Origin of the sequence: Streptomyces canus (genome assembly GCF_030816965.1) — a bacterium.
Taxonomy (GTDB): domain Bacteria; phylum Actinomycetota; class Actinomycetes; order Streptomycetales; family Streptomycetaceae; genus Streptomyces; species Streptomyces canus_E.
In genome coordinates this window covers 5675385-5698041 of sequence record NZ_JAUSYQ010000002.1, presented here as the reverse complement: position 1 = coordinate 5698041, position 22657 = coordinate 5675385, and the positions used below count along the sequence as shown (strand labels likewise).

At 67.0% G+C, this 22657-nt stretch carries 25 protein-coding genes and 1 pseudogene; 17 read left to right on the top strand and 9 right to left on the bottom strand.

Annotation, left to right across the window (positions count from 1 at the left end; genetic code table 11):
- Positions 1-85: 85 nt before the first annotated feature.
- Positions 86-760 (top strand): HAD family hydrolase, encoded by a 675-nt coding sequence (locus QF027_RS27285; RefSeq protein WP_307077682.1) that lies wholly within the window; start codon positions 86-88, stop codon positions 758-760.
- On the top strand, positions 757-1614 hold the full coding sequence (locus tag QF027_RS27280) for an NAD(P)-dependent oxidoreductase (protein WP_307077680.1): 858 nt from the start codon (positions 757-759) through the stop codon (positions 1612-1614). Before QF027_RS27285 ends, QF027_RS27280 begins: the two co-directional genes overlap by 4 nt.
- A gap of 37 nt (positions 1615-1651) precedes the next feature.
- Here QF027_RS27280 and QF027_RS27275 read toward each other — a convergent pair whose 3' ends face one another.
- Together QF027_RS27275 and QF027_RS27270 are read right to left on the bottom strand one after the other, a co-directional pair.
- Complete coding sequence (locus QF027_RS27275) at positions 1652-2212, bottom strand: phosphotransferase-like protein (protein WP_307077678.1); 561 nt, start codon at positions 2210-2212, stop codon at positions 1652-1654.
- The gene (locus tag QF027_RS27270; RefSeq protein ID WP_031037661.1) at positions 2209-3249 is read right to left on the bottom strand and encodes an AAA family ATPase; all 1041 of its coding nucleotides are present in this window, start codon (positions 3247-3249) and stop codon (positions 2209-2211) included. Before QF027_RS27270 ends, QF027_RS27275 begins: the two co-directional genes overlap by 4 nt.
- 212 nt (positions 3250-3461) lie before the next feature.
- Between QF027_RS27270 and QF027_RS27265 the strand changes: the two genes are divergently transcribed.
- The 10 genes from QF027_RS27265 to tyrS all read left to right on the top strand — a co-directional run bounded on the left by QF027_RS27265 (position 3462) and on the right by tyrS (position 13069).
- On the top strand, positions 3462-3659 hold the full coding sequence (locus QF027_RS27265) for a hypothetical protein (RefSeq protein WP_307077676.1): 198 nt from the start codon (positions 3462-3464) through the stop codon (positions 3657-3659).
- A 174-nt stretch (positions 3660-3833) separates the two neighbouring features.
- Positions 3834-4643 (top strand): HAD family hydrolase, encoded by an 810-nt coding sequence (locus tag QF027_RS27260; protein WP_307077674.1) that lies wholly within the window; start codon positions 3834-3836, stop codon positions 4641-4643.
- Positions 4628-5641: an alcohol dehydrogenase catalytic domain-containing protein gene (locus tag QF027_RS27255; protein WP_307077672.1), complete on the top strand. Its 1014-nt coding sequence runs from the start codon at positions 4628-4630 to the stop codon at positions 5639-5641. The genes QF027_RS27260 and QF027_RS27255 overlap by 16 nt, the downstream gene beginning before the upstream one ends.
- A 17-nt stretch (positions 5642-5658) precedes the next feature.
- On the top strand, positions 5659-6810 hold the full coding sequence (locus QF027_RS27250; protein WP_307077670.1) for a hypothetical protein: 1152 nt from the start codon (positions 5659-5661) through the stop codon (positions 6808-6810).
- Complete coding sequence (locus QF027_RS27245; protein WP_307077668.1) at positions 6804-7700, top strand: radical SAM protein; 897 nt, start codon at positions 6804-6806, stop codon at positions 7698-7700. The genes QF027_RS27250 and QF027_RS27245 overlap by 7 nt, the downstream gene beginning before the upstream one ends.
- Positions 7697-8713: a hypothetical protein gene (locus tag QF027_RS27240; RefSeq protein WP_307077666.1), complete on the top strand. Its 1017-nt coding sequence runs from the start codon at positions 7697-7699 to the stop codon at positions 8711-8713. The genes QF027_RS27245 and QF027_RS27240 overlap by 4 nt, the downstream gene beginning before the upstream one ends.
- A 94-nt stretch (positions 8714-8807) precedes the next feature.
- Positions 8808-9572, top strand: coding sequence for a class I SAM-dependent methyltransferase (locus QF027_RS27235; RefSeq protein ID WP_307077664.1), 765 nt, complete (start codon positions 8808-8810; stop codon positions 9570-9572).
- Between the two features lie 125 nt (positions 9573-9697).
- On the top strand, positions 9698-10660 hold the full coding sequence (locus tag QF027_RS27230) for a hypothetical protein (RefSeq protein ID WP_307077662.1): 963 nt from the start codon (positions 9698-9700) through the stop codon (positions 10658-10660).
- Complete coding sequence (locus tag QF027_RS27225) at positions 10657-11568, top strand: glycosyltransferase family 2 protein (protein WP_307077660.1); 912 nt, start codon at positions 10657-10659, stop codon at positions 11566-11568. The genes QF027_RS27230 and QF027_RS27225 overlap by 4 nt, the downstream gene beginning before the upstream one ends.
- Positions 11569-11665: 97 nt before the next feature.
- Entirely contained in the window at positions 11666-13069 is a 1404-nt protein-coding gene (tyrS, locus tag QF027_RS27220; protein WP_031037691.1) for a tyrosine--tRNA ligase, read from the top strand.
- A gap of 267 nt (positions 13070-13336) precedes the next feature.
- Here tyrS and QF027_RS49680 read toward each other — a convergent pair whose 3' ends face one another.
- The 3 genes from QF027_RS49680 to QF027_RS27210 all read right to left on the bottom strand — a co-directional run bounded on the left by QF027_RS49680 (position 13337) and on the right by QF027_RS27210 (position 15286).
- Positions 13337-13687, bottom strand: coding sequence for a DUF6527 family protein (locus tag QF027_RS49680; RefSeq protein WP_373432510.1), 351 nt, complete (start codon positions 13685-13687; stop codon positions 13337-13339).
- 74 nt (positions 13688-13761) lie between these two features.
- Positions 13762-15033: a ThiF family adenylyltransferase gene (locus QF027_RS27215; RefSeq protein WP_307077657.1), complete on the bottom strand. Its 1272-nt coding sequence runs from the start codon at positions 15031-15033 to the stop codon at positions 13762-13764.
- Positions 15008-15286 (bottom strand): multiubiquitin domain-containing protein, encoded by a 279-nt coding sequence (locus QF027_RS27210; RefSeq protein WP_158806152.1) that lies wholly within the window; start codon positions 15284-15286, stop codon positions 15008-15010. Before QF027_RS27210 ends, QF027_RS27215 begins: the two co-directional genes overlap by 26 nt.
- A 187-nt stretch (positions 15287-15473) precedes the next feature.
- Between QF027_RS27210 and QF027_RS27205 the strand changes: the two genes are divergently transcribed.
- A complete protein-coding gene (locus tag QF027_RS27205) occupies positions 15474-15785 on the top strand; it encodes a hypothetical protein (RefSeq protein ID WP_031037699.1) in 312 nt (103 codons plus the stop codon).
- Positions 15782-16882 carry a hypothetical protein gene (locus QF027_RS27200; protein WP_307077653.1) on the top strand — a complete coding sequence of 367 codons (1101 nt, stop codon included), beginning with the start codon at positions 15782-15784 and terminating at the stop codon, positions 16880-16882. The genes QF027_RS27205 and QF027_RS27200 overlap by 4 nt, the downstream gene beginning before the upstream one ends.
- A 10-nt stretch (positions 16883-16892) precedes the next feature.
- Here QF027_RS27200 and QF027_RS49675 read toward each other — a convergent pair.
- Both QF027_RS49675 and QF027_RS27195 read right to left on the bottom strand, forming a co-directional pair.
- Positions 16893-17096, bottom strand: a pseudogene (locus QF027_RS49675) (IS1380 family transposase); the annotation flags it as partial.
- Positions 17097-17136: 40 nt separating this feature from the next.
- Entirely contained in the window at positions 17137-17607 is a 471-nt protein-coding gene (locus tag QF027_RS27195) for a hypothetical protein (RefSeq protein ID WP_307077651.1), read from the bottom strand.
- 251 nt (positions 17608-17858) lie between these two features.
- On the opposite strand from QF027_RS27195, the gene QF027_RS27190 reads away from it, so the two are divergent.
- From QF027_RS27190 to QF027_RS27180, 3 genes are all read left to right on the top strand, one after another.
- Positions 17859-18650 (top strand): DUF317 domain-containing protein, encoded by a 792-nt coding sequence (locus QF027_RS27190; RefSeq protein WP_373432434.1) that lies wholly within the window; start codon positions 17859-17861, stop codon positions 18648-18650.
- 116 nt (positions 18651-18766) lie between these two features.
- Positions 18767-19216 (top strand): hypothetical protein, encoded by a 450-nt coding sequence (locus tag QF027_RS27185; protein WP_307077648.1) that lies wholly within the window; start codon positions 18767-18769, stop codon positions 19214-19216.
- A 100-nt stretch (positions 19217-19316) separates the two neighbouring features.
- Positions 19317-20009: a hypothetical protein gene (locus QF027_RS27180; RefSeq protein ID WP_307077646.1), complete on the top strand. Its 693-nt coding sequence runs from the start codon at positions 19317-19319 to the stop codon at positions 20007-20009.
- 254 nt (positions 20010-20263) lie between these two features.
- Here QF027_RS27180 and QF027_RS27175 read toward each other — a convergent pair whose 3' ends face one another.
- Both QF027_RS27175 and mobC read right to left on the bottom strand, forming a co-directional pair.
- Positions 20264-21982: a relaxase/mobilization nuclease domain-containing protein gene (locus QF027_RS27175; RefSeq protein WP_307077644.1), complete on the bottom strand. Its 1719-nt coding sequence runs from the start codon at positions 21980-21982 to the stop codon at positions 20264-20266.
- On the bottom strand, positions 21979-22632 hold the full coding sequence (mobC, locus tag QF027_RS27170) for a plasmid mobilization relaxosome protein MobC (RefSeq protein ID WP_307077642.1): 654 nt from the start codon (positions 22630-22632) through the stop codon (positions 21979-21981). Before mobC ends, QF027_RS27175 begins: the two co-directional genes overlap by 4 nt.
- Positions 22633-22657 lie beyond the last annotated feature (25 nt).

The following is a 22657-nucleotide window of genomic DNA, read 5'->3' as shown; positions in this document are numbered from 1 at the left end:
AAGGCTTCGACGCCCCACGCGACGTCGATGACGTGGGCGACCTTCAAAGTACGGGCGGTTTCCGGCGCGCATTAAGGTGCGGGATGTGCAGCCGCCTCTCGTTCTCTTCGACCTCGACAACACCCTCGTGGACCGGCGGGGAACGCTCGCTGGCTGGGCCGCAGAGTTCGCTGCCCAGCACTGCCTGGAGGACGAAGATCAGGCGAACGTCCTAGACATGGTGGCCGAGCGGGCCTATCCATCCACTTTTGAGGCGATCCGCACTCGGTACCGACTGCCCGTGTCGACTGCGGAGTTGTGGCACACGTACTGCACGGACATCGCGGCCTTGGTGTCGTGCCAGGCCGGGGTCCTCAACGGCTTGGAGGAGTTGCGTGCGGCCGGCTGGCGGGTGGGGGTGGCGACCAACGGTGCGGCGGATATCCAGCGCGCCAAGCTGCGGGCCACCGGTATCTCCGAGCGCGTGGACGGCGTCTTCGTCTCCGAGGAGGCTGACGCGCGCAAGCCGCAGACCCGGCACTTCGCCCTGGCGGCGTCCCGCTGCGGCACCGTACTGGGCGACGGTGGCTGGATGGTCGGGGACAACCCGGTCAACGACATCGGCGGCGGACGCTCCGCAGGACTGCGCACCATCTGGATCGGCAACGGCCGTTCCTGGCCGCCGGACGATCCCAGGCCGGACCACGTGGTGCCGCATGCACGCGCCGCCATCGACCTGCTGCTTTTGCACCCCGTCGACCACACAAGGACCGCGGCATGACGAGCACCATTGGGCTGTTGCACCCCGGCAGTATGGGCTCCGCCTTCGGCGCCCAGCTGCGCGCGAGAGGCCACATCGTGCTGTGGTGCCCCGACGGACGCAGCGACACAACCCGCCACCGGGCCGAGCGCGCGGGCCTCGAAGCCGCGGCGCTGCCCGAGCTTGTCTCCCGCTCCGATGTGCTGCTCTCACTGTGCCCTCCCGCCGCGGCGGAGGAGACCGCCGGCCCGGTAGCCGAGCTCGGCATGTCCGAAGCGGGCACGATCTATGTCGACGCGAACGCCGTCTCACCGTCGCGCGTGGTGAGTATCGCCGACCGCCTGGCCCCGATGCCGGTCATCGATGCAGCGGTGGTCGGTTCGCCTCCGGTGGGCGGCAAGTCCCCGACGCTCTACCTTTCCGGCGCCGTCGAGCAGGCCGACCGGGTCGCCGAATTTTTCGCCGGCACCGATGTGCGGACCCACGTCCTGGGCGACAGTATCGGCAAAGCCTCCGCACTCAAGCTCGCGTACTCCAGCTACCAGAAGGTGTCCCGGGTGCTGGCTGCCGTGGCCTACGGGGCGGCGGACACGTACGGGGTCGCGGACGAACTGCTGGTGATCGCGGCCAAGCGCACCCGCAGCTACCTCGTGGAGACCGACTACATCCCCAAGACCGCTGCCCGCGCCTGGCGTTGGGGCCCAGAGCTTGAGGACGCGGCGGCCCTTCTCGCCGACGCCGGGCTGCCGGACTCCCTTATGCACGCGGCTGCCGCGACGCTTGCCCGGTGGGACGGGAACAGAGACGAGCGGCTGGACATCGCTGAGGCCCTGGAAGCTCTGCGCCTTGAGCGGGACCCGGGCAACCCGAGTTGAGCAGGTCGCGTCCGCTGGGGCGCTGACGTCCTGGCCGTCAGGAGCGAGGTGGCGTGGTGCGGACGATGTCGTCGATCCTCTGTGCGGTTTCATGGGGTGCCGTCGCGTCCGTCTCCACGCGCAGTTCCCACTGGGCTCGCGGGTGAGCCGCAAGATCGGCCTGAGTGGCGTCCCACGCGGCCAGCCGGGCCGCCGTGTCGGTGTCACCGCGCTGTGGTGAGCGTCGAGCGGTGGTCTCCTTGGAGCACCACAGCAGAACGCGCACCCAGCGCGCCGGGTAGAGGGCGGTCACCTGCTCCATCCCCGCCATCTGGCCGAGGTGGACGACTGGGGTCTTGCCGCCCTCCATGGCCTGATCGAGGCCGGGGCGGTCGACGACGTAGATGTTGCCGTACCGGTCGTTGCGGTAGATGACGTCGCCGCGTGCCTCCAGGGCGGTCAGCTGTTCTGGCTTACCCATCCGGTAGCCCTTGGTCTTCCCGGTACCGATCTTCAGCCGGGTGAACAGCACGTACCGGTCGTCGAGTTCGGTGAGCGCCGCCGTGATCGTGTCCTTGCCCGCTGCTGGCGGCCCGTACAGCAGGATGCCCTGCCTCACTGGAACACCGTCCCGAAGACCTGGCGCACCTGGTCCGTGAGCGATATCGCGGAGCCGAGTCGGTTGTCGACAACCAAGTGCGGCACGACAGGCCGCAGCTCAAGATCGATCCCGGCAGCGTACGTGTCCCAGTTCTGGAGTTTCCAGCTGTCCCGGGCTGCGGACCGGAAGCTGATGTACTCGTGCATCGTGTCGAGGTCGCACTGAATCCAGACGACAGCGACGGTGACGCCACGGGCTTCGCAGCGGTTGATCAGGCGCCGCATCCACCGAGGGTCTGTGGTCTCGGCGATGAAGGGTGCGGAGAGGACGGTGCTGATCGCGCAGTCGACGTTCGCGTACGCGGTCTCCAGCAGGCACTGGTACTCCAGCGGGCGGACCTTCTCCCGGTAGAGGTCGGTGTGCCGGTCGTTGGGCTCGCTGCCCATTTCAACAAGGAGGCGCTCGACGAGCGGGCGCGTGATCGGGTCCTTGTCGAGGACAGGCCATCCAGTGAGTTGCGATACGAAGCGGGCGAACTCCGACTTCCCGCTGCCCGCGTAGCCTCCGACCATCATCAGCGTCGGCCGGTTCGGATCACCGCCGGTGTGACGCCGCTTCCAAGCGTCGAGGATTCGCTGCTGGACACCCAAGCCGTCGGCGTCCTCCGCACTCGGCGCCAGCTGGTGCAACGCCCGTTCCACGGCCAGGACGTGGGCGCCGTTCTGCGGTTCGCTCGACGCGGTGAACTTGAGCTTCGTGGCCTCGTCGGGCAGAGCGTTACGGAAGCCGAGCTCGGGCTCGGTCGCGCGGTACAGAAGGCAGTACGCGCGACGGTAGTGCGGTCCGGGATAGACCTCTCCCTGCTCGTGCTGCCACAGCGTCTGAAAGTTGGCGGCCGGCACCGTGAGCCCCGCGGCCCGGGCCACCTCGCGCAGCTGTTCGCCCGCGCCTTCGAGCGTCAGGCCGTGAGCTTCGCGTTGTTGTCTCAGCTTGTCCGGGCGCCACCCCGGGCGACTCTTACCCACCGCGCCTACCGCCTGCCCATCCCTGGTCATGATCCGGAGCCTAAGTCTGCCTGTCATGAACCCATGTGTAAGCGGATGTTGAAAAGTCAGGTCGCCCGGCCATGAGCTGCTGATGAGCAGCTTCAGGAACGGCTTGTGATACTCCGCACAGCTCCAAGCCGCTGTCATGGTCACACCGACGCGGTCGTCCCAGTACCCGCCTCGGTCTCCACTAATCGTCCGAGATCGAAGGGGGCTCCGCGGTGGCTGTCGATGTTGCTGTCCTGCTGCTCCTCGGCATCGTGATCGTCTTCTTGCGCCGCGGAGGTGGGCTCAAGGCGGGTCATGCCGTTGTGTGCGCGGTTTTCGGTCTGTATCTCGCCGGGACCCACAGCGTCGGCCCGTTCGTGAAGGACGTCACGGCGTCGGTCGCCGGCTTGTTGTCGGGGCTGCGGCTATGAGCGCGCCGACGGCTTCACCGGGCCCTGGCGGCTCAGCGCGGCCTCGACCTGGTGGCAGTCCATTCCTCCTTCCTCTGCTGTTGGACGCCCGAGAAGGCGTCATCTGGCCGCAGTCCAGCCAGCCGGAGAGTTCGGTTCTGCACGAGATCACCGATCTACCGATGGAGCCTCACCATGCGCTATCCGCCGACGTGCACCTCCATGTCGACGAGCCTGTCCGCGCCCGCCACACATCCCGTGGGCGACGTGCTGCTTGGCCCTTCACCCCAGCGGAGTTCTGCTGCTTCGGCTCCACGCCCGACCGCAGTGATACTCGATCTATTCGGCACGCTCGTCGCAGCCCCGAGTGTGGTCGAGCGGAGGGCTGCCGCTGCCCAGTTCGCTGCGATCCTGCGCGTATCCCCGGCGGTCGCCGAGTCGGTGCTGTCCGACAGTTGGCAGGCGAGGCACGACGGGCAGATGGCGTCCACCACCGAGGTGGCGGTTCACCTGGTCGCCCGCTGCGACGCCTCTGCGGCCTGTGTGGATGAGTTGGATGTGCTCCTGGCCCGACTCGCCCATGTCCGTCTCCAGGCCGATGCCTCTCTCCTGCAGGCGCTGGAGCAGCTTCGGCGCGGTGGCACCAGGCTGGCCGTCCTCAGCGACGCGTCTCCGGACATCGCCGAAGCGTGGAGCGCAAGCGACCTGGCGCCACACTTCGACGCTGTCGTGTTCAGCTGCCGGGCGGGTGCGGTGAAGCCCGACCGTCTGCTCTTCCGCGCGGTCCTCCGAGACCTCGGTGTTGCCCCGCAGCAGGCCCTCTACTGCGGCGATGGCGGCGGTGACGAGCTTGCCGGCGCAGAGCGGGCCGGCATGCGTGCCGTGCGCGTGGAGCGTCGGGGCGGGCCGAGTGGCCTCGCGTTCGGCGAGACCGCTTGGTCCGGCAGGGCGATACCCGACGTGGAAGCTCTCCCCACCTTGCTGGACAGATGGGGGCAGCAATGACCGGCCCGTACGCGTGGGCAGTTGAGAACGGGGTCCTCTGCCGACTCCCCGCTCCGGTCGCCATGTCCTCGGCACGCGACACGACGCTCGTCGAGACACGCTTCACGGGATTGTGCGGAAGCGATGTCGCGAAGCTCAATCACCCTTGGCAAGGACAGTTGCCGGAACCGTGGTACCCCGGGCACGAGATCGTCGGTGTCGACACGGAGACGGGTGAATGGGTCGCAATCGACCCGCTGGTCTCCTGCCGCTCGTGCCACTACTGCGACCGCGGCCATGTCCACCTCTGCCCACGACTCCAGCGCATCGGGTGGGATCTTCCCGGAGGTCTCGCCAGCTGCGTACGGGCGCCCCGCGACAGCATCATCCCGCTTCGCCACCTGCACGATCCCGCGCACGGAGTGCTCGCCGATCCGATGGCGGTGGCCCTGCACGGAGTCCGCTGCGGGCTACGTGTGCCTATGGGGCGGCTCGGCATCATCGGGGGCGGCGTCCTTGCGGTGTGCACGGCCATCTGCGCGGCAGAGGCGGGGTGGGACGTGCACATGCTGGTCAGGGAACCCTCGCGGTCGCATCAACTGCGCTACGTCCTCGACCAGCACATCACCCTCCACTCTGCCGAGCTGCCGGCGTGCGACGCCGTTGTGGACGCCGCGTCTGGTCACAGCGACGCCCCCATACGCCAGGCACTGAAGGCTGTTCGTGACGGGGGAACGGTTCTCGTCCAGAACGCCTACGCGCCCCGCGTCGTTCTCTCGGTCCCCCTCCGGGACGTCTTCCGTCGCTCGATCACCCTGCGCGGCTCCTTCTCGTACTGCCGCGCGGACGGCCACGACGACTTCCGAGACGCCATCGACGCCATCGCCAAGGGCGGCGACTGGGCCGCCCTCATGACCCGGGACCGATTCCCCCTCGGCGAAGTGCTGCAGGGACTGGCGGCCCTGAACAACGAAGCCCGCCATCGCCCCTTCAAGGTCCTGCTCACATCCGACACATGACGGAAGGAGCCCACGCCATGGCGGTCACAACGCCATTGCTGGCCCACAAGATCAACTCACCGGCCGACATCCCGCCCCAGGACGTCCACGACGGGATCACGCGCATCCTCGCCTTACCGGAGGGCCACACGCGCGACGTGATGCTGGGAAGCGTCCTGACGGGACTGCTCCTGCGGGGGCCACGGCTGGAGGAGGTCGAGGCCGCTGTCCAGGCCGCGACAGCCCTGGACCGAAGCGGCTGGGACTTCCATCAGCCGCCGGAAGGTGTGCGGTTCGTCGGCTACACAGGCAGTGGGAAGAAGACCTTCAAGACGATCAACCTCAGTACCGCCGCCGCGCTGGTGGCGGCCACCGGGGGAGCACACGTCGCGAAGCTCGGATCGCGCAGTGCGTCGTCGAAGACCGGCTCCCGCGACTTCATCGACCTCGTGGGGGCGACGAGCGACACGGTGCCGCACCAGGAGATGGTCGACATCACGGCGGAGACCGGCTTCGGGTTCTTCTCCATCGAGAACCGCGTGCCCGAGTTCGACCGTCGCTACGGCGGCAGGTTCCAGGCCGTGCACGCCCTCAGTCTGGCGTTCCCCGCCCTCCTCAGCCCGGTCACCTGCCCCGCCTACGTGTACGGCCTCTCGCACCCCGCGGTCGGCGCTTCCGCCCGGCTGCTCTCCAGACTCGGCCTGCCCGACGTGACGGTCATCAACTCCAGCCTTGGCAAGGCGGTCCAGGTCGACGAACTGATCCCCGGAAGCACCGTGCGGGCCTGCCGCATCAACGCCGGCGACGAGGACCTGACCTTCAACGACGAGGTACGCAAGGGCGCGTCCTCGATGCCGCAGGACCTGATGTCCGTCACCCAGCACGAGGACCCTCGGGAGAACGTCGCCGCCGCGATACGCGTACTGGCAGGCCATGACACCAGTCAGGCGCGGAACGCGGTCGCTCTCAACGCGGCTTTGCTCATGGTGATGTCCGAGGCGGTGCCCACCGTCCAATCCGGCATCGACACGGCACTCACGATCATCGACGCCGGCGCGGGTCTGGACACGTTGCAGCAGTTCGTACGCCTCACCGGCGGCGCCCCGGACAAGCTCCGCTCGCTCCTGCGGCCCGTCTCCCCGACAGCCCTCATGGTCAGCCCTGGCAGCAAGGAGAAGGCCCCATGCTGACGCACGACGAACTCGCGATCGTTCACCTGGTCCTCAACACCGACTGCAACGCCTGGGACCTGGCACCGACCAGCGCCTCACCGGGTGTGTGCCGGTTCTGCTATCGGGAGCGCAACCGGGTCAAGACGGACCCGGACACCGTCCGGAGGGTCATCGACCAGGTCCGCGCCGAGTCCGAAGCCCACCGGGTCGTGTTCACCGGCGGCGACCCCGTGATGCCCTACGACAACCACCTGGAGGTCGCCCTCCGGCACGCGCAGGAAGCCGGCTTCGAAACCAATCTCCACACCAACGGGCTGCTCCTGAGCGACCGTTACGCGGGGGTGCGCGACCACGTGACCCTCTACTCCCTGGCCGTCGACGGTCCGGAGGCGGACTCGGCCGACTGGTTCCGCGGGCAGGGCTACTTCGAACGGTTCCGGTCCAACGTCGAGTTCCTCGTCGCCGACCGGCGCCGACTCGCCTTCAACACGTTCACCACGGCCGCGTCCGTGCGGGAGCTGCCGCGGCTCGCGGAGTTCGTCGCCGGCATCGCTGACCGCACGGAGGTCGAGTACTGGCTGATCTCCCAGTACCGGCCCATCGGCCGTGCCAGCGCGGGCAAGGCGGAGCTCTACGGCTTCGAGCGGGATGACTTCGTCCGGGCCGTGGACGGGGTGCGCGGTGCCGTCGCCCCGGTGGAGATCTTCGCCCAACCCACACGGGAGCCCGAGGACCCGTACCCGTTCCGCGTCTGGGTCCTCGCCGACGGAACGGTTACCGCGGACCTCGGCAGCGTGGCCGCGCCCCGCAACGCCGTGATCGGGGACCTACTGGCCGACGGCTTCGAGCCACTGGTCCGCCGGGCCTTCGCCCTACGAGAGCAGCCTCAATTGGAGGGGATCGCATGAAGTTCGACACCGCGTACTACGAGAGCGTCATCGACCAGCACCAGTACGAGCATCTTGGCCTCGGCACCATCGACTTCGCCCTCGCGGGGATGAGCCCCGGCGACCTGCACACGAAGTGGGTGTGCCACACCGGTGCGCGGGAGTTCGCGGACGCCGTCGCGGGGGGTCGGCCGCCGATCGTCACCACTGGCGTCGGGCTCGGCGGCCCGCCGCACGCCGGCACCCTCTTCCAGCTGCTGCGCGCGGTCAAGCTCCAGCAGTGCGGACTCGACGTGCAGATCGTGCTGGGCGACCTCGACTCCTACAACGCGCGTCGCACGCCGCTGGACGCGGTGCGCCGCCTGGCCGACCAGTACGAGGAGTTCGCACTTGGGCTCGGCTTCGACCCGGGGCGCGGTGTACTTCGTCGGCAGGAGGGCGAGACCGATGTCATGGCCACCGCGTTCCTGCTCTCGCGCCATCTGGACGACGACGACTTCCACTGGGCCGAGGAGGACCTCGCCGGGCTCTACCGCAACCACGGCGTCTTCGACCACCTCAACTACGGCATGAAGCAGGCCACGTTGCTGATGGCCGCTGACTTCGTGCACCTGCTGCGCGAAGGACGGCACGTGCTGGTGTCCCTGGGCGTCGACGAGCACAAGTACGTCGCCCTCGCCCGGCGCGGGGCGGAACGCTGGGGTCTGCCCGCAGACCGGCTGGCCGGCATCTACACCAAGATGATCCCGGGCCTCGGGGGCCTGCCGAAGATGAGTAAGAGCATCCCCGGCTCCGGAATCGACGGCTCCATGCCCGCCGAGGACATCAGGGCCCTGCTGGCGGCGGACACCGACTCGGCACCCTCCGACGACGGGTCGGCCCTGCTCCAGATGTACGCGTGTCTGCCCGAGGTCGGCCAGGCGGAGTACGACCGCGCCTCCGCAGCGCGACGCGCCGGAGGCCGGGAGTGGCGTGTGATCCGCGAGGAGCTCGTCGAACGACTGATCACGCTGTTCTCCTGCTGGCCGAAGTAGCAGGCACCCCTCCGAGGGAGCGCCGAACCCGCGGCCGTAGCAGGCCCTGTGCCCTCTGCCGCACCACACACCCGAGCAAGCAAGGAGTCTGACTGTGCACGCGGACACCACGACCACATCACAGCCCCTGACCGGCCCCGATGCCCCGCAGCCCCCGGCCCTCTCCGAGTCCTCGCAGCCGATAGGCGGCCCCGAGACCTTCTTCATTCGCCGCGGCTATCGCAGCCGGAGCGAGGTCGAGTACTTCCTTGACGAGACGGACGACACCGTCACCTGGCAGCCCGACGTGTACCCCTACGCCGCCGAACGGGCCAAGGAGCTCGGCCGTGACGTCGTGATCGACATCGGCTGCGGGCAGGCAGGCAAGCTGGCCTCGCTCGCCGCCGAGCACCCCGACTGGACCTTCGTCGGCGTGGACTTCGGGGACAACCTGCGCTGGTGCCACGACAACCACCCCTTCGGACAGTGGGTGGAGGCGGACCTCGAATCGGCAGAGCGGCTGCCGCTCGACCCGGACCTCGTCCGCCGGTCCGTGGTGATCTGCTCCGACGTGATCGAGCACCTGGTGGACCCGGCTCCGGCTCTGTCCCTCATCCTGGGCCTGCTGCGGGAGGGCAGCGCCGCTGCCGTCCTGTCCACGCCGGCCCGTGAGTGCCGCAGCGGCTACGACACTCCTGGACCGCCGCGCAACCCCAGCCATGTTCGGGAGTGGGCAAGCGACGAGTTCCAGGCGCTGCTGCGGGCGTCCGGATTCGAGATCCACTACGCGGGCCTCACCCGAAGCGACGACGCCTCCAACGGTCTGTCCACCCAGCTGCTCCTCGTCGGGGTGGGAGGGACGGAGGTGGGAGAACGGTGACGGCGGTTCCCCGGTCCAGGGGCCTGCGTGTCGTTCACCTGCCGGCTCGTACCCCGTACGCGTGGAAGCTACAGAGCCCTGACTTCCACATCCTGAACGGGACAGAGATTCCCACGGGCGAGACTGTGCCAGAGGCGGTCAGCGCCGCATGGCTCCTCGAACACAGCCCTCTCACATGGCTCGACGTCCTGCACCTGCACCACATCGACTTCGAGGACATCTCCACCCTGGAGCGCCTGCTCGACGCGTGCCTGGGCTACGGGGTCAACGTGGTCTTCACCGCCCATGACACCCGGCCCATGGTCGGCAACGCCGAAGGCTTCGTCGAGCGGCTGCGGCTGCTCCGATCTGCCGAGGTCAGCTGGGTCTGTCTCACTGAGGGATCCGTCACGAAGCTCACGGAGGTCCTCGGAGAGCGTGTCACTGCAACGGTCATCCCCCACGGATACGTCGCTGCCCCGGAGTCGCTGGCTGACCTGGAGCGCGAGGCGTGGGGCCCGGGGGCCAGGTACCTCATGTTCGGTGCCTCCCGGGCCAGCAGGGACCAGTTGTCCACCATGGCCAACTGGAGCCTGGGGATCACGGATCCCCACAGCACGCTCCACGTCCTCCTGCGCGCGTTCAGCCCTGCGGACTTCGCTGACGCCGGCCGTGCCCCGCTGCTCCTGGAGACGGCCCGGCACGATCCCCGTATCCGCCTTACCATGCGCCCGTATCCCACGGACGACGAAGTGGTCAGAGCCGGGCTGGCTTCGGACTCCCTGCTGCTGCCGTACCTCTGGGGGAGTCACTCCGGGCAGCTGGAACTGGCCTTCGACCTGAACCTGCTTCCGGTCTGCTCCCTCACAGGGCACTTGCCCGAGCAGTACGAGCGGCACAAGGGATTCGTCGAGGAACCCGAATGGTTCGATTGGTCGCAGGGGCATCCCAACCTCTTCGGAGAGAAGTTCCTGACCGCGCTGGAGAAGGCGGCGGCACGACTCGACTCCAGGCCCCGCCGCCTCGACCGCGAGTTCCTCGACTACAGGACCCAGGAACACAGGACGATCCTGGACGACTACGCCCACGTGTACGGGGGTGACCTGTGAGCGCCCTTCCGCGTATTTCGTGCGTGATCCTGTGCCACAACTACGGCCGATATCTCGACCAGGCCATAACAAGCTGTCTGGAACAGGAGCCTGGAAACTTCGTCCTTCACGAAATCATCGTCATTGACGACGGATCCAACGACGAAACTGAGGAGGTATGCCGTCGCCACGAAAAGAACGTCAAGGTCATCCGGAGGAGCCAGCAAGGTTTCGGCCAAACCTTGACCGACGCTTTTCTCCTCAGCACAGGCGACTGGGTGGCTCCGCTCGACGCCGATGACTGGTTCCACCCATCGAAGCTCCGTACGTGCGCCGAGGCGATGACGGGTGAAACGCTGTTCATCGAGCACTGGGAGAACGTCGTCGACTCCAACGGAAACCCCAAGCTGAAAGACCCGCACCCGGGCGGAAACACGAGCACGTTGGTGGTCCATCGCCAGGCTGCTCTCAGCCTCCTGCCGGTGAGCAACGAGATCTTCTTCCACGCGCTGCGCGAGGCCGGCCGCGGCGCCGTCCTCCAGGACCCGTTGACCTTCTATCGGGTCCACTCGCACAGCATGACCGACCGAAGTACGCCCGGCCTGTCGCAGGACTATCGGGCCGAGGTGTGTCTGGGGCTCTCGGATCGTCTCCGCATGATGTACGGGGACCCTCCCACCTGGGCGACCACTCGCCAGCTCAGGGGGATCTCCCAGCATTTCCGCGCACTCGCTTCCGGGCACAGAGTGGAATCCGCCCTGCAGCGAAAGGAGCACCTGCCCGCCATGATCTTCCTTCCGGGGATGCTCATCGCCACGCTCCGAGCCCGAGACCCAATAGCCCCGTGGCTCCGGTCCCTCTCCAGTGCGATCGCGGGCCGGCCGCTGGTACAGCTCTCGACAGCCCAAGGAGAGCGGGCTCAACCGTGATCATTCCGGTGATGCGACGAGGGCGGCGATGATAAAATCGCCGCTTCCAATCCCTACTGGTCAGGCCAGTTGTCCGACCCAGGAGCGTATAAGCGCCATGAGCCGTTTGAGCGAGTCTGTCACCCGTGTCATGCACATCCTCGATGGGGCGGACCTGGGCGCGGACTATACGGCCGCGCAGCTGCTCAGCGAGACGACGGCACGGCGCTCCCTGGACCTCTCCGACCTCTCCCCCGAGGAGCAGGCCGCACTGGTCGAGGGGCGTGCGAACCACCTGATCCCTTCGGCTGCGGTGCTCGCCGGGAAGATCGAAGCCGCACAGGCCGCCGGACGCCCGTTCGTCGTCAAGTACGGCATCGACCCGACCTCGCCTGACGTCCACCTGGGCCACGCGGTACCGATCATCATCGCCAGCCGGTTCCAGCGGATGGGCCACCACGTCGTCTTCATCATCGGCGACGTGACGGCCAAGATCGGTGACCCGTCGGGACGGTCCTCGGATCGACCGCCGCTCACCGACGAGGACATCGCCCGCAACCTGAGTGGCTACCAGCAGCAGGTCACGCCGTTCATCGATTTCGAGCGTGCCGACCTGCGCTTCAACGGCGAGTGGCTGAACAAGGTCACCCTGCCGGAGCTCGTCGGGGTTCTTGCCCGGGTACCGGTCTCCATGTCGCTCCAGCGCGAGGACTTCCGCACCCGGCTTGCCGATGGCCATGGGCTGTCCGTCGCCGAGTTCGTCTACTCCGTCGTCATGGCCTGGGACTCCGTGGCCATCGACGCCGATGTCGAACTCGGCGGTGTGGACCAGCTGTTGAACCTCCAGATGTGCCGCAAGGTCATGGAGATCTCGGAGCAGGACCCCGAGGTCGTCATCACCACCCCGCTCATCGAGGGCACCGACGGCACGGGCACCAAGATGAGCAAGAGCAAGGGGAACTACGTGGGCCTGACGGCGTCGCCTGATGACGTCTACGGCCGGCTGATGTCCATCCCCGACCACCTGACCGAGCCGTACCTCCAGCTGCTCACCGAGTGGACGGACGACGAGATCCGCGTGATCACCAAGCGTCTGGAGGAGGGGACCGCGCACCCGATGGCGATCAAGCGCATCCTCGCCGGCGAGGTGGTGGCCGCTCTCCACGGCCTGGACGCTGCTGCCGCCGCTCGCGCGGAGTTCACGGCGCGCTTCTCCAAGCGCTCTTTCGCGGACACCCAGAACCTCCCCGTCGTCTCCCTGAAGGACCACGCCGAGGACACGCTCGGGGCGCTGATCAGCCGCACGCTGGACTTCGCTCCCAGCATTTCCGCCGTGCGCCGTGTGGCTCAGCAGAAGGGCCTCCGTCTGATCCTTGAGGCGGACGGAGAGCAGGCACCTACGCCGCTCACCGAGGCGTCCGTGCAGCAGACGCTCGGTGAGGTCGTGAGCGAGGTTGGGGCACTCGAAGGTGCCGAGCTGTACCTCAAGGTCGGCCGTAAGGTCGCCCGCATCGACGTCTGAGTTCAGGCGCGGCGCCGACTCACCATCGTGAGTCGGCGCCGTTCTGCTTGCGCTCGATGCGACCCGCCAGCCGCGCGATCCAGGAGAGGCACTGATGGCGGGCGATGCCCTGGAGAAGTATCGCTTTCGAGGTTGTGGGCGGCCAGGGCACGCCCGGAGAGACGGTGTGCTGTTATGCAAGACCGTCTGGTGCTGAAAGCTCCTGGTCGTTGCAGCGATGTGCTCGGCATCGATTCTTCAGACGTTATCCCAGTTCGCTGGGGCGATTTATTCATCCAGTTTGCTACGGCTGGTGCCGGAGGAGCGTTGCATTCGGTACCAAATCCGGCCCCACCAAGACGCTTGTCCCGCCAGAGGTTGAGGGATGGCCTCGATGTGCGCGGCGCGGTCGCGGGAGCTAGCGACTCGACTGGCCGCCGCCGAGATTCGTGGCAACCAGTCGATACGGTCGCTGCGGACGTAGTAGTGCGACCTGCACTGCTGTTGTCCGTTTCCAACGGACGGTCTCAGGGACACAGTGCCATCGAAGGTCAGGGTCCAGTCGTGCGGTCCGAATGGTGTGACGACCTTCGAACCACATCCGCACGCGCACAGATGGACTGCGGTTTCGAACTGCATCGAGATGTACAGCTTACCCGGCTCGGGTTCGGCCGGGATGTGCTCGATGAACACCGGCATCAAGGATCGAGCTTTCACGCGGCGGCCTCCGACCCGTCCCCAGCATCAGCGCTGGCCGGGACCGGCTCGGCGCCCAGTCCGATGCCCTCGTCTTGGTTGGTAGAGGTGCCGTAGCGGTTGTAGAGATCATTCGATTCGACCGCATACACGGTGTGCAGCTCGTTCTCGGTGTCAGCATAAAAACCGAGGTACTTCTTATACCGGAAGATTGCCAAGTTCGCAGTGAAGGAGTTCAGCTCGGCTACCTGCAAGTTGGTGTCGTACTCGGCGCCCTCCCCGGCGAAGTACGAGATGAGCCCATCTCGCTCAATATGCTCCACGCGACCCGGAAGAGACGTCGTGATGCGAATCTGCCCGTCGATGCATTCGGCGTCCTTGCTGACCCCGACACCAGTATCGATGAATGGGATACCGTTGACGGTCAGTGCCTCGATGATGACCTTTTTGTCCGGGCCCGTGTCCATCGCAAGAAACACAAAATCGGCGTCGAGGAGTTCGCCGACGTTTTCAGAGGTGACGTTCACCAGGTGAGCCTCGATGTGACGACGCATCTGCGAATAAATCCGTGTGAAGTACTCGACCTTCTTCAGGCCCTCCTGTAGGTCCGCAAGGCTCGCGGCACCGGGGGCCCGGAAGGCGTTATGCGTGCGGAGGACGTCACCGTCGTAGAGATGAAGCGCGTGTATCGGGGTCTTGGCGAGCAGGTCGAGCAGGTATGCGCCAGTGCCCCCGAGACCGACGATCACAACCTTCTTCAGCGCGAGGCGCGCGTTGACCTCGGTGATACCAGCCCTGCTGGAGAATGTGTCGAGGTAGCGGAACACACCATCGTCTTCGTCGGTCTCGACAGGCTTGAAGGTCAGCGGGGTCGCCTCGGGGTCGATGGCCTGGGCTGGCCCGATGACCATCGCGGCGTAGTGGGTGACCTTTTCATAATAATCTGGATAGCCGCCCGCGGGTTTCTGTGAGAAGCCGCAGCTCGCGGTGAGCTCCGGGCCGGCGGACCACTTCTCAACGCCATCGTTTACGAGCCCGTCGATGGGCTCGCCATTCTTGTTGCGGGGTACGCCGCCAACGAAACACATAACGTGGCTACTCGGAGCCGTCGCGGTGTCGCCGCTCAGATCCAGCGGGCAGACGAAGGATCCCCACTGAACCTGGGCGGCATCGTCCGCGAACGGGATGTCGTCGATTACGAGGAACCCGTTGACGACGCGGACGGCGTACCCGTCTTGCACCAGACGGGCCAGGTCGGCGCTACTACGAACGAGTCGTGAGCCGGACATGGAAGTACGTGCCCTTCTTCTTGACCTTCACGGACTCGCCGGCGACCAGGATGCCGTCCCCGCCATGGGGTGCGATGGCGTTCTTGTAGGTGACGGTGAACATCGCCTGCGGGTCGTGGCCGGGGTACGCGAGCTGCCCAAGCTCGTCATAGGTCACGGTGTCGTGGTCGAGGGTGACCATTGTGCCGTTGATGATCACTTCGAACCCTTTATCCCTCTTGTCATGCTCCTGCTCGACACTGGGTGCAGTCATGACAGTCCCCTTCCATGGTGCCCTCCGCTGATCGACGGGCTCGGATGCGAGTGTAGCATCAACATCATCACCCCATGGGTGATGGGGCGGGTGCGAGGTAGGAGGCCCTGAAATTCGGTGATGCCTGTAGACTCCGCGCGAAGTAGGTAGAAGCGTCATCAGCCGATGGGTGATGGAGAACAGGCACGTGGACCGGGAGTACATGGATGAGGAGTTGTATCGCCTCGCTACGGACCCCGGATTCCGGCCGCAAGGCTGGAGCGCCCGGGAGGTCTCGGACTTCCGCGTCCTCGTTCAGTGCGCGCGTGCAGCTCGGCTCGACGCCGACCTGCGGAACTCGCGCATGTTGCGCATCCATCCCGGTGACACCCACGACCTGAACAAGGCGCGGGCGAAGTTGAGTTCAGGCCGCGTTATCAACTTGACGTTCAAGAGCACAGAGAGCCACAGTGCCGTGATCTTCGAGCTATTGACTCCAGAGATGGAAGCCTCGCGATGAGCACCCCTCCACACGACCCGCTGCCGATCGCCCAGGTGCCGGTTGGTGAACTCCTCGGGAGGGAGCTCGAGGCCAGGGACTGGTCTCAGGCTGATTTCGCTGCGGTTCTGGATCGCCCGACTCAGTTTGTCTCCGAGATCATCACCGGCAAAAAGGAGATCACCAGGGAGTCGGCGGCGCAGATCGGCGCAGCCCTTGGTCATACAGCGGAGTACTGGCTCAACCTTCAGGACCAGTATCTGCTCGCCGAGCAGTTCAAGAATGAGAACGCCCAGGTAAAGCTGGATGAGGTGCGTCGGCGTGCCCGCCTAAACGACAAGGGCCCAATCCAGCTATTGAAGAGGCGCGGCTTTCTCACCGGCGCCACCTTGGATGCCCTCGAGGCCGAGGTGAAGGAACTTTTCGAGCTGGATTCCCTTGATGACGAGCCCGGATTCGCAGCGGCTGCTAGACGAGCCAACCGTAGCGAAGATATCAGCTCGCTGCAGCGAGCATGGGTCGCATGCATCAGAAGGGAAGCGCGCAAGCTTCCGCCTCAGGAGAGATACTGCGCGAAACGTCTGAGGGAGCTTGCAGGAACTCTTTCGCGCACACTCAAGTCGGCCGCTGACTTCGAGGACCTACCTGACCTTTTTAGTGCGGCTGGTGTGCGTCTGGTATATGTCGAATCGCTTCCGGGTGCCAAGATTGACGGGTGCTCGATGCTGGTCGACGGATATCCAGTCATTGGCTTGTCTGGTCGCGGCAAGAGACTCGACAAGATCCTATTTACTCTTCTGCATGAGATTGCGCATATCTTGCTTGATCACGTCGACGCTGAACACCTCATCGTCGAGGGGCTCGATGAGGATCAAGGCAATGAAACGAAATGGGAGAAGGACGCAGACACGGAGGCCGCGGAGTGGGTTTTCCCGCACGGCATTCCTGACGTCCCAGATCGTATCGGTGCGCGTTGGGTCAATCAGTTGGCCGTTGAGCTTGACGTGGCGCGCATCGTTATCGTCGGTCACCTTCAACACCGCGGTCACCTTGACTGGCGGACGACCTTGGCGAAGAACGCTCCTTCGGTAAACGATGCTCTGGCATCGTGGGATTAGCTATCTGGTGGGCGGCCGGCTGGCCGATCAGGCGGGAGTCCGTCGGGCCGGAGGCCACCGGCCCGAACACGGCTGGCTCCGCCCGCAGCATGCCCACATCGGCGAGGCAGTCCCGCCCAGCGCGACCGCGAGGGCGACCGTCCAGGAGGACATTCCCCGGGTCGTGGACGGCCCGGTGCCCGGATCCAGGCGGACGCCATTGAACCGATGCGGCGATGCAGGCCGATGTCGGAAAAGGCGCGCTGAACAGCAGGTCAGCTGGTTTCTGCCGCCTCCGCCATGAGGCGGGACCGCTTCTCGGCACGCGGTTCGGCTTTCCAGTCGGGCAGGAACGCCGACAGAACTGGGTCGCTTTCGATCTTCTGTTGGGTGGACCGCATGCCTTCGTCGATGAGCGCGTCCCACTTCTCCGTGGCGAACTCGACGCGGCAGGGCAAGTCCTTGATGATCTTCTCGTCCAGGGTCAGGTAGTTCGACGCACGCCCCCTGGCGCCACGGGCCGCAGGCACGTACGCGTCGTCGCCGGCTTGGTCGGGAAGCAGGGAGATGAGGACCGCGTCCCCGTCCTCGGCGATCCTTCGGGCCGCCTTGTTGGCTGCCGAGATCTCTGCCTTGGAGGGATCCCGTTCCAGCGTCTCGATCAGGGTGCTGCGGATGCTCACCGTCTTCCGGCTGGCCAGCGCAGTCTGCAGGGCCTGGCGGAAGGTCTGCGTCATCGATGTCATAGCGGCGATTGTTGCGAATGGCTGCCCCAAGGCCGCGCGCTTGAGGGCGGCGCTCGGTGCGTGTTCCCCCGTACGTCAGACGCACGGGGCGTGATCCCAGCGTGCTCACCCCTCACAAGTAGATTCGCTGTCACAAAGGCCGAAACTGCTGGGTTCACTGTCAGACGCGGCGATCGAATGGCCATGGGAAATCAAGTTCGCCGGGGGCAGACAGGAAGGATCTCGCAAGGGCTGGTGTGCTGCTGCAAACCATGCCAACGTACAACCCCCAGACGAAACCTTCCCCTGATCCCACGGAGGCGCCCCTGCACCCGCACCACCCCAGCGAACCCTCCGATCCCGACTCGCCGGACCCGGTGTACTGGGTCACCCCGCGCCATCTGGCGGGTGACGACGGGGCCCTCGCCGAACGGATCGGCGACACCCTGGCTGGCCTCGGCTGGCGCATGTGGCCTACCTCCCGTCACACCCTGCTGTACGTCAGCCCAGACGAGCTGCGCGGCGCCGAATGGATCCTCGCGGCCTACCCGTTCGAACTGGGCGGTCTCCCGGTTGCCTGGCAGTTGAGCGCCCGCCCGGATGCCACCTCCGTGGTGCCGGCGTGGAACGCGTACTTCACGGCCGGCGTCCCGTTCGAGGCGATCACCGATCTCCTCGTGGCGATCGACGCCCGCGAGGCACCCGACCTCGGCTCCGAGGGGTCGGAGACGGTCCTCAACGCCCTGAGTGCCCGGGGCTGGATCCGCGATGTGGACCGCCCCCGCACCACCGCCACGGATCCCGGCTTCTCCTGCAACGTCTCCTTGGAGATGCTGCCGCCACTCATCCAGGACGCCGACCCGCGCCCCGACCTGGTGGGCTGGCAGGCATGGGCGGAACCCATCGTCAGCGCCCCCTATTTGTGGTGTGCCAGCTTCAGCACCAGCGCCCCCCATGAGCTGGTGGCGGCGTTCGTCGCCTCGCTCGCCTCACCGGCTCCGGTGCTCCGCCGAACCGTCCCTGCGAGCGCCGAAGGGCGACTCACCGTGGTCCGTCGCAGCTAACGGCGCCCGACCAGAGGAGCCGCTGTCGTAAGCGGCTCCTCGCCGATCTCCCGCGTGGTAGCAGGTCAGACGAGGCGTGCCCCCGCGCCCGCCAGATGACAGAGAAGGAGAGAGCCTTGTTCTTGTTCCGACGCGCTCGCGAGGACCGCGCGTTCCGTGAAGCCCAGCATGCGGGCCACGCGCTGCTCTTGCGGCTGCAGGCCACGCAGCCGTGGCCCAACTTCCCCGAGCCGACCCCCCAAGCCCCCACCGCAGGGGAAGCGGTTGTGCCCGACTTCCTGCCGCAGGAGCTGCGGGTGCCGTCGCGCCAGGACGTGGCCGGGGTGATGATGCGCTGGCAGCCACCGCTCGTCGTCGACGGCGAGGTCCGTACGTGCCCCGAGTGCGGCATGTACCGGGACTGGATCGTCTTCTGCATGCGCGACGACTCCATATGGCTGCGCTGCCGGGCCGGCCACGAGACGAAGGAGCCCGGCCTGGATGCGGTCTGGTTCAACCGCAACTCCGGTCCCGTCGACCGGTTCCACCCCACTCTCGAAGAGGGCCTGCGCCACCTCGGCCATTGACCTCCCGAAACCCCTGCGCCTTCGTACTGCCGGCGCCCGGAGGGCCGGCAGGTCAGACCGTCCGTTTCGCAGGCCACAACAGGCCACAAAGGGGTTTCCTATGCGCCTTCACGCCACGACCGTCCGCGGCCTCAGCGTCCTCGCTATCTTGGTCCTGGCGGGCTGTTTCCACGGCAGCGACGCCTCCTCCCGCACGATGTCCTCCCCAACCGTCCCGGTGCACCCGGACGGCGAGAGTGTGGCGCCCGCTCCGTTGTCTTCGACTGCACTGGCGAAGCTGCTCTTGGACGAGAGCGACCTCGGCGGGGACTACACCCGCATGCCGCAGCGCGCGGCGGCCCACGACGACGTGACCGTGAACTGCCCGGCGCTGGAGAAGCTCGGCGGCGACGCCTCGACCAGCACAAGCCTCGCCTTCCCCCGCAAGGCGAAGGCGTCCTTCACCTACGCTGGGGGCGGCAACTCCGAGCTGGCGGAGGAGTTGTACAGCGCCACCGCGGCGAAGCTGTCCAAGGGCATAGGGGAGATTTTCGATGCGATGGTCTCCTGCCCCACGTACCAGGTGATGTCGGGCCACACCATCGTCACCGTGGGCACGCAGGTGACGCCCGCCCCTGACCTGGGCGACGAGCAGTGGAGCCAGCTGCTCACCTACTCGATCGGTGGGCAGCGCAGCGTCGTCAAGCAGACGGCGATCCGGATCGGCAACGTCCTTGTGCTCGTCTCGGGCGCGCCGGGACTTGTGGACGCCAACCTGGAGAAGGCGCTCGACAAGGCCGAGGCAGCCTTGTGACCACCCTGTCGGCGTCGTTCGGCGCCGGCGCGCATGACTTTGTCGCCGTGCTCGCCGATTCCCTTAGTTCCAGTGCACCGGTGCTGTGCCGGGTACTGTCGGAGAGCACATTCGACCGGCTCCTGGACGCTCCAGCAGTTCCAGGACCTCCCACGCGGTGAAGCCGGGCGTCCCAGTTGGGGAGCCCGGCTTCGTGCTGCGGTGCCTCGTTCTGGCGTCTGACAGCGCGTCACCGCCCGCAGCTGAGATCGTGATCAGCGCCGCCGAGCCTGCGACGGCTGCGGGGCCGGGGCGGCTGCTGCCGTGTGCTCTGGAGCGTCGGGGCGCCGTGCTGCGCTGTCGCCCCAGGCTGGGCTGTGGGCTTGTGCTGCACGGGCTTGTGCGCTGGGTGCCGGCCTTTCGCTGAGGCGTTGGATGCGCCAGGCCAGGACTCGTGCGGGGCGGCGGGCGTCGTTCAGGGCACGCTGGTCGGCGACCTGCTGGAGGAGCCGTTCCGGGTCGTGTCCGGCTGCTTCTGCCTCGGCGAGGGCGGCGGTGAGAGCCGCGAAAGCGGGATCTTCGATGATCTGCTCCGCATGCTCGGGCACGGCCTGGCGTAGGCGGCGGATCTGCCGTTCCACGGCCTGCTGAGGTGGCTGGCGCTGCGCGAGGGCGGCCAGGGGTGCGGCTGCGGCTTGGTCGTAGGCGGCCTGGAGGTGGACCAGTGTCTGCTGGGCGGCGGCGACCTGCTGGTCGTGGTGGCGGAGCTGGTGCCAGCGGGCAGCGGCAACGACCACGAGGATCGCCGCGTCCAGGAACATCGCCAGGACGGCGCCGTCCTTGGAGGCGGGCTCGCGGACGATCGCCCGTACCGCGCCGCGCAGTGCGCGGGCGTGGTGATGTTCGGCCATGATGCGGGAGCGAGTGGCGCGCTCGAACGCGGTCGCCGCCTCTCGGAGTTGGGGGCGCAGGGGCTGGGGTGCGAGGAGGGGGAGGGCGTCGAGGGCTTCGCCGAAGGCGGCGAGGTGGGCCTGGGAGGCTTCGTCGTCCGTCTGGTCGAGGTGGTGGGGGATGCGTTCGGCGGCGGCGGTGGCCTGGTGCCAGGGGTTGGGCCTGCGCCGGCCTGGCTTGTCAGCGGACTGTGGGTCGATGCTCTCCAGGCGCTTTTGGATCTTGGGGAAGGAGAGGTCCGGGGCGAGTTCGGAGCCGGAGAACCAGACGGGCTCGTTGTCGGCGGTGGTGGTGTCTTCGCTGGCGACCTTGTAGCCGCGCACGTCACCCGAGGGGAAGTGGACGACCTCGACGAGCACGCCGTCGAGGTGGTTGAGCAGGTGGACGAACTCCTCCACGCTGGTGGCGGCGGCCACAGCGGTGCGCACGGTGGCGCGCAGCCGTTCGCGGGCGGGCTTCTCCTGGCCGGCGCGGCGGGCCTTCTCCTGCTCGGCACGGGTGGTCCGCTTCGCAGCGGTGCGGTCACCGCGGACCACTTCGAACAGGCCGTATTCCTTCTCAATGGCAGCGAGTTCACGGTCTGCGGTGAGGTAATCGTTCCAGTGACGGGCGGTGCGCAGATCCGCCCGGACCTTGGTGGCAGCGATGTGGATGTGGTCGGGGGCGTGGCGGACGGCGACCCAGCGGCATCCGTCCGAATCGCCTTCCGGTGCTATGCCGGTGGCCGCCACGACGCGGCGGGCGATGTCGGCCCATTCCTCGTCGCTGAGGATGCGGTCAGTCTCGGCGGCGCGGATCGAGCAGTGCCACACGTGCTGCTCGGGCGCGCGGCCGAGCCGTCGGGCCTGCTTGACGTGCAGGTCGAGGTCGGCCACGAGGAGGCTCCTGGTGGCGTCGAAGTCGTCGGCGCGGCCGGGGTCGGGGGCGAAGCCGTCCCAGGAGGCGACCAGATGGGGGTCGGTGTGGTCCTTGGCATTCTTCGTGTCGAACAGGTACCGGATCAGTCCGGCGGTTTCCTTGCCGCTGCGGATCTTCGCGATCATCGGGCGGCCTTCTTGGTGACGGCCTGGTTCGCGGCTGTGGCGATGTGGCGGACGGTGGCGCCGACCGCGGTCAAGGTGCGTTCGCCCTGGGCCAGGACGGTGGTATCCCCAGGCTGTATATGGCCGCCGGAGTTCAGCTTCTTGGCGATCTGGTTGATGTTGTGGCCGATCTTGACGACCTCGCCACGCAGGGCGGTCAGTTCGTCGATGTAGTCGTCGAGCGGGGTTCGCTGGCCGGGCAGGGCGAGGTCGCCCTGGACGTGGGCCATGACGACAGCGCCGACGTAGTGGGCGCCGGCGATGTTCAGCGACCGCGCCATGGCGAGGATCTCGGTCTTCTCGTCGAGGCTGTAGCGGGCGTCGACACGCTCCTTGCGCTGGCCGTTCGGGTCAGGCTTGCGACGTCGGGCGACACGGTGCAGCGCGGCGGCTTCGGCGGCGCGCTGCAGCTGGGCGGTGACGGTGTCGGCGATCTGTTCCTCCTCGGGTGCCCCCTGGCGCCCGAGGTCCTCCGCCACCCCCGGGGTGGAGACTTCCCCGTTGCGGCCGTCCTTGGACGGTCCAGCGGGATACCTTGCTGGCGCACTGGTGGCTGTGGTGGTCGTCATCTCCTGCTGGTGCGACGGGGGTTCGTGGTTCTGGTTGTGCATGAGGTGACTCTCGATAGGGTGTTGA

What these genes read in the sequence shown, in the direction of transcription:
- QF027_RS27280 (WP_307077680.1), top strand. Translation starts at nt 757, where the DNA reads ATGACGAGCACCATTGGGCTGTTGCACCCCGGCAGTATGGGCTCCGCC.
- QF027_RS27270 (WP_031037661.1), bottom strand. Translation starts at nt 3,249, where the DNA reads ATGACCAGGGATGGGCAGGCGGTAGGCGCGGTGGGTAAGAGTCGCCCG.
- QF027_RS27260 (WP_307077674.1), top strand. Translation starts at nt 3,834, where the DNA reads ATGCGCTATCCGCCGACGTGCACCTCCATGTCGACGAGCCTGTCCGCG.
- QF027_RS27255 (WP_307077672.1), top strand. Translation starts at nt 4,628, where the DNA reads ATGGGGGCAGCAATGACCGGCCCGTACGCGTGGGCAGTTGAGAACGGG.
- QF027_RS27250 (WP_307077670.1), top strand. Translation starts at nt 5,659, where the DNA reads ATGGCGGTCACAACGCCATTGCTGGCCCACAAGATCAACTCACCGGCC.
- QF027_RS27245 (WP_307077668.1), top strand. Translation starts at nt 6,804, where the DNA reads ATGCTGACGCACGACGAACTCGCGATCGTTCACCTGGTCCTCAACACC.
- QF027_RS27240 (WP_307077666.1), top strand. Translation starts at nt 7,697, where the DNA reads ATGAAGTTCGACACCGCGTACTACGAGAGCGTCATCGACCAGCACCAG.
- tyrS (WP_031037691.1), top strand. Translation starts at nt 11,666, where the DNA reads ATGAGCCGTTTGAGCGAGTCTGTCACCCGTGTCATGCACATCCTCGAT.
- QF027_RS49680 (WP_373432510.1), bottom strand. Translation starts at nt 13,687, where the DNA reads ATGCAGTTCGAAACCGCAGTCCATCTGTGCGCGTGCGGATGTGGTTCG.
- QF027_RS27215 (WP_307077657.1), bottom strand. Translation starts at nt 15,033, where the DNA reads ATGTCCGGCTCACGACTCGTTCGTAGTAGCGCCGACCTGGCCCGTCTG.
- QF027_RS27210 (WP_158806152.1), bottom strand. Translation starts at nt 15,286, where the DNA reads ATGACTGCACCCAGTGTCGAGCAGGAGCATGACAAGAGGGATAAAGGG.
- QF027_RS27200 (WP_307077653.1), top strand. Translation starts at nt 15,782, where the DNA reads ATGAGCACCCCTCCACACGACCCGCTGCCGATCGCCCAGGTGCCGGTT.
- QF027_RS27195 (WP_307077651.1), bottom strand. Translation starts at nt 17,607, where the DNA reads ATGACATCGATGACGCAGACCTTCCGCCAGGCCCTGCAGACTGCGCTG.
- QF027_RS27190 (WP_373432434.1), top strand. Translation starts at nt 17,859, where the DNA reads ATGCCAACGTACAACCCCCAGACGAAACCTTCCCCTGATCCCACGGAG.
- QF027_RS27180 (WP_307077646.1), top strand. Translation starts at nt 19,317, where the DNA reads ATGCGCCTTCACGCCACGACCGTCCGCGGCCTCAGCGTCCTCGCTATC.
- QF027_RS27175 (WP_307077644.1), bottom strand. Translation starts at nt 21,982, where the DNA reads ATGATCGCGAAGATCCGCAGCGGCAAGGAAACCGCCGGACTGATCCGG.
- mobC (WP_307077642.1), bottom strand. Translation starts at nt 22,632, where the DNA reads ATGCACAACCAGAACCACGAACCCCCGTCGCACCAGCAGGAGATGACG.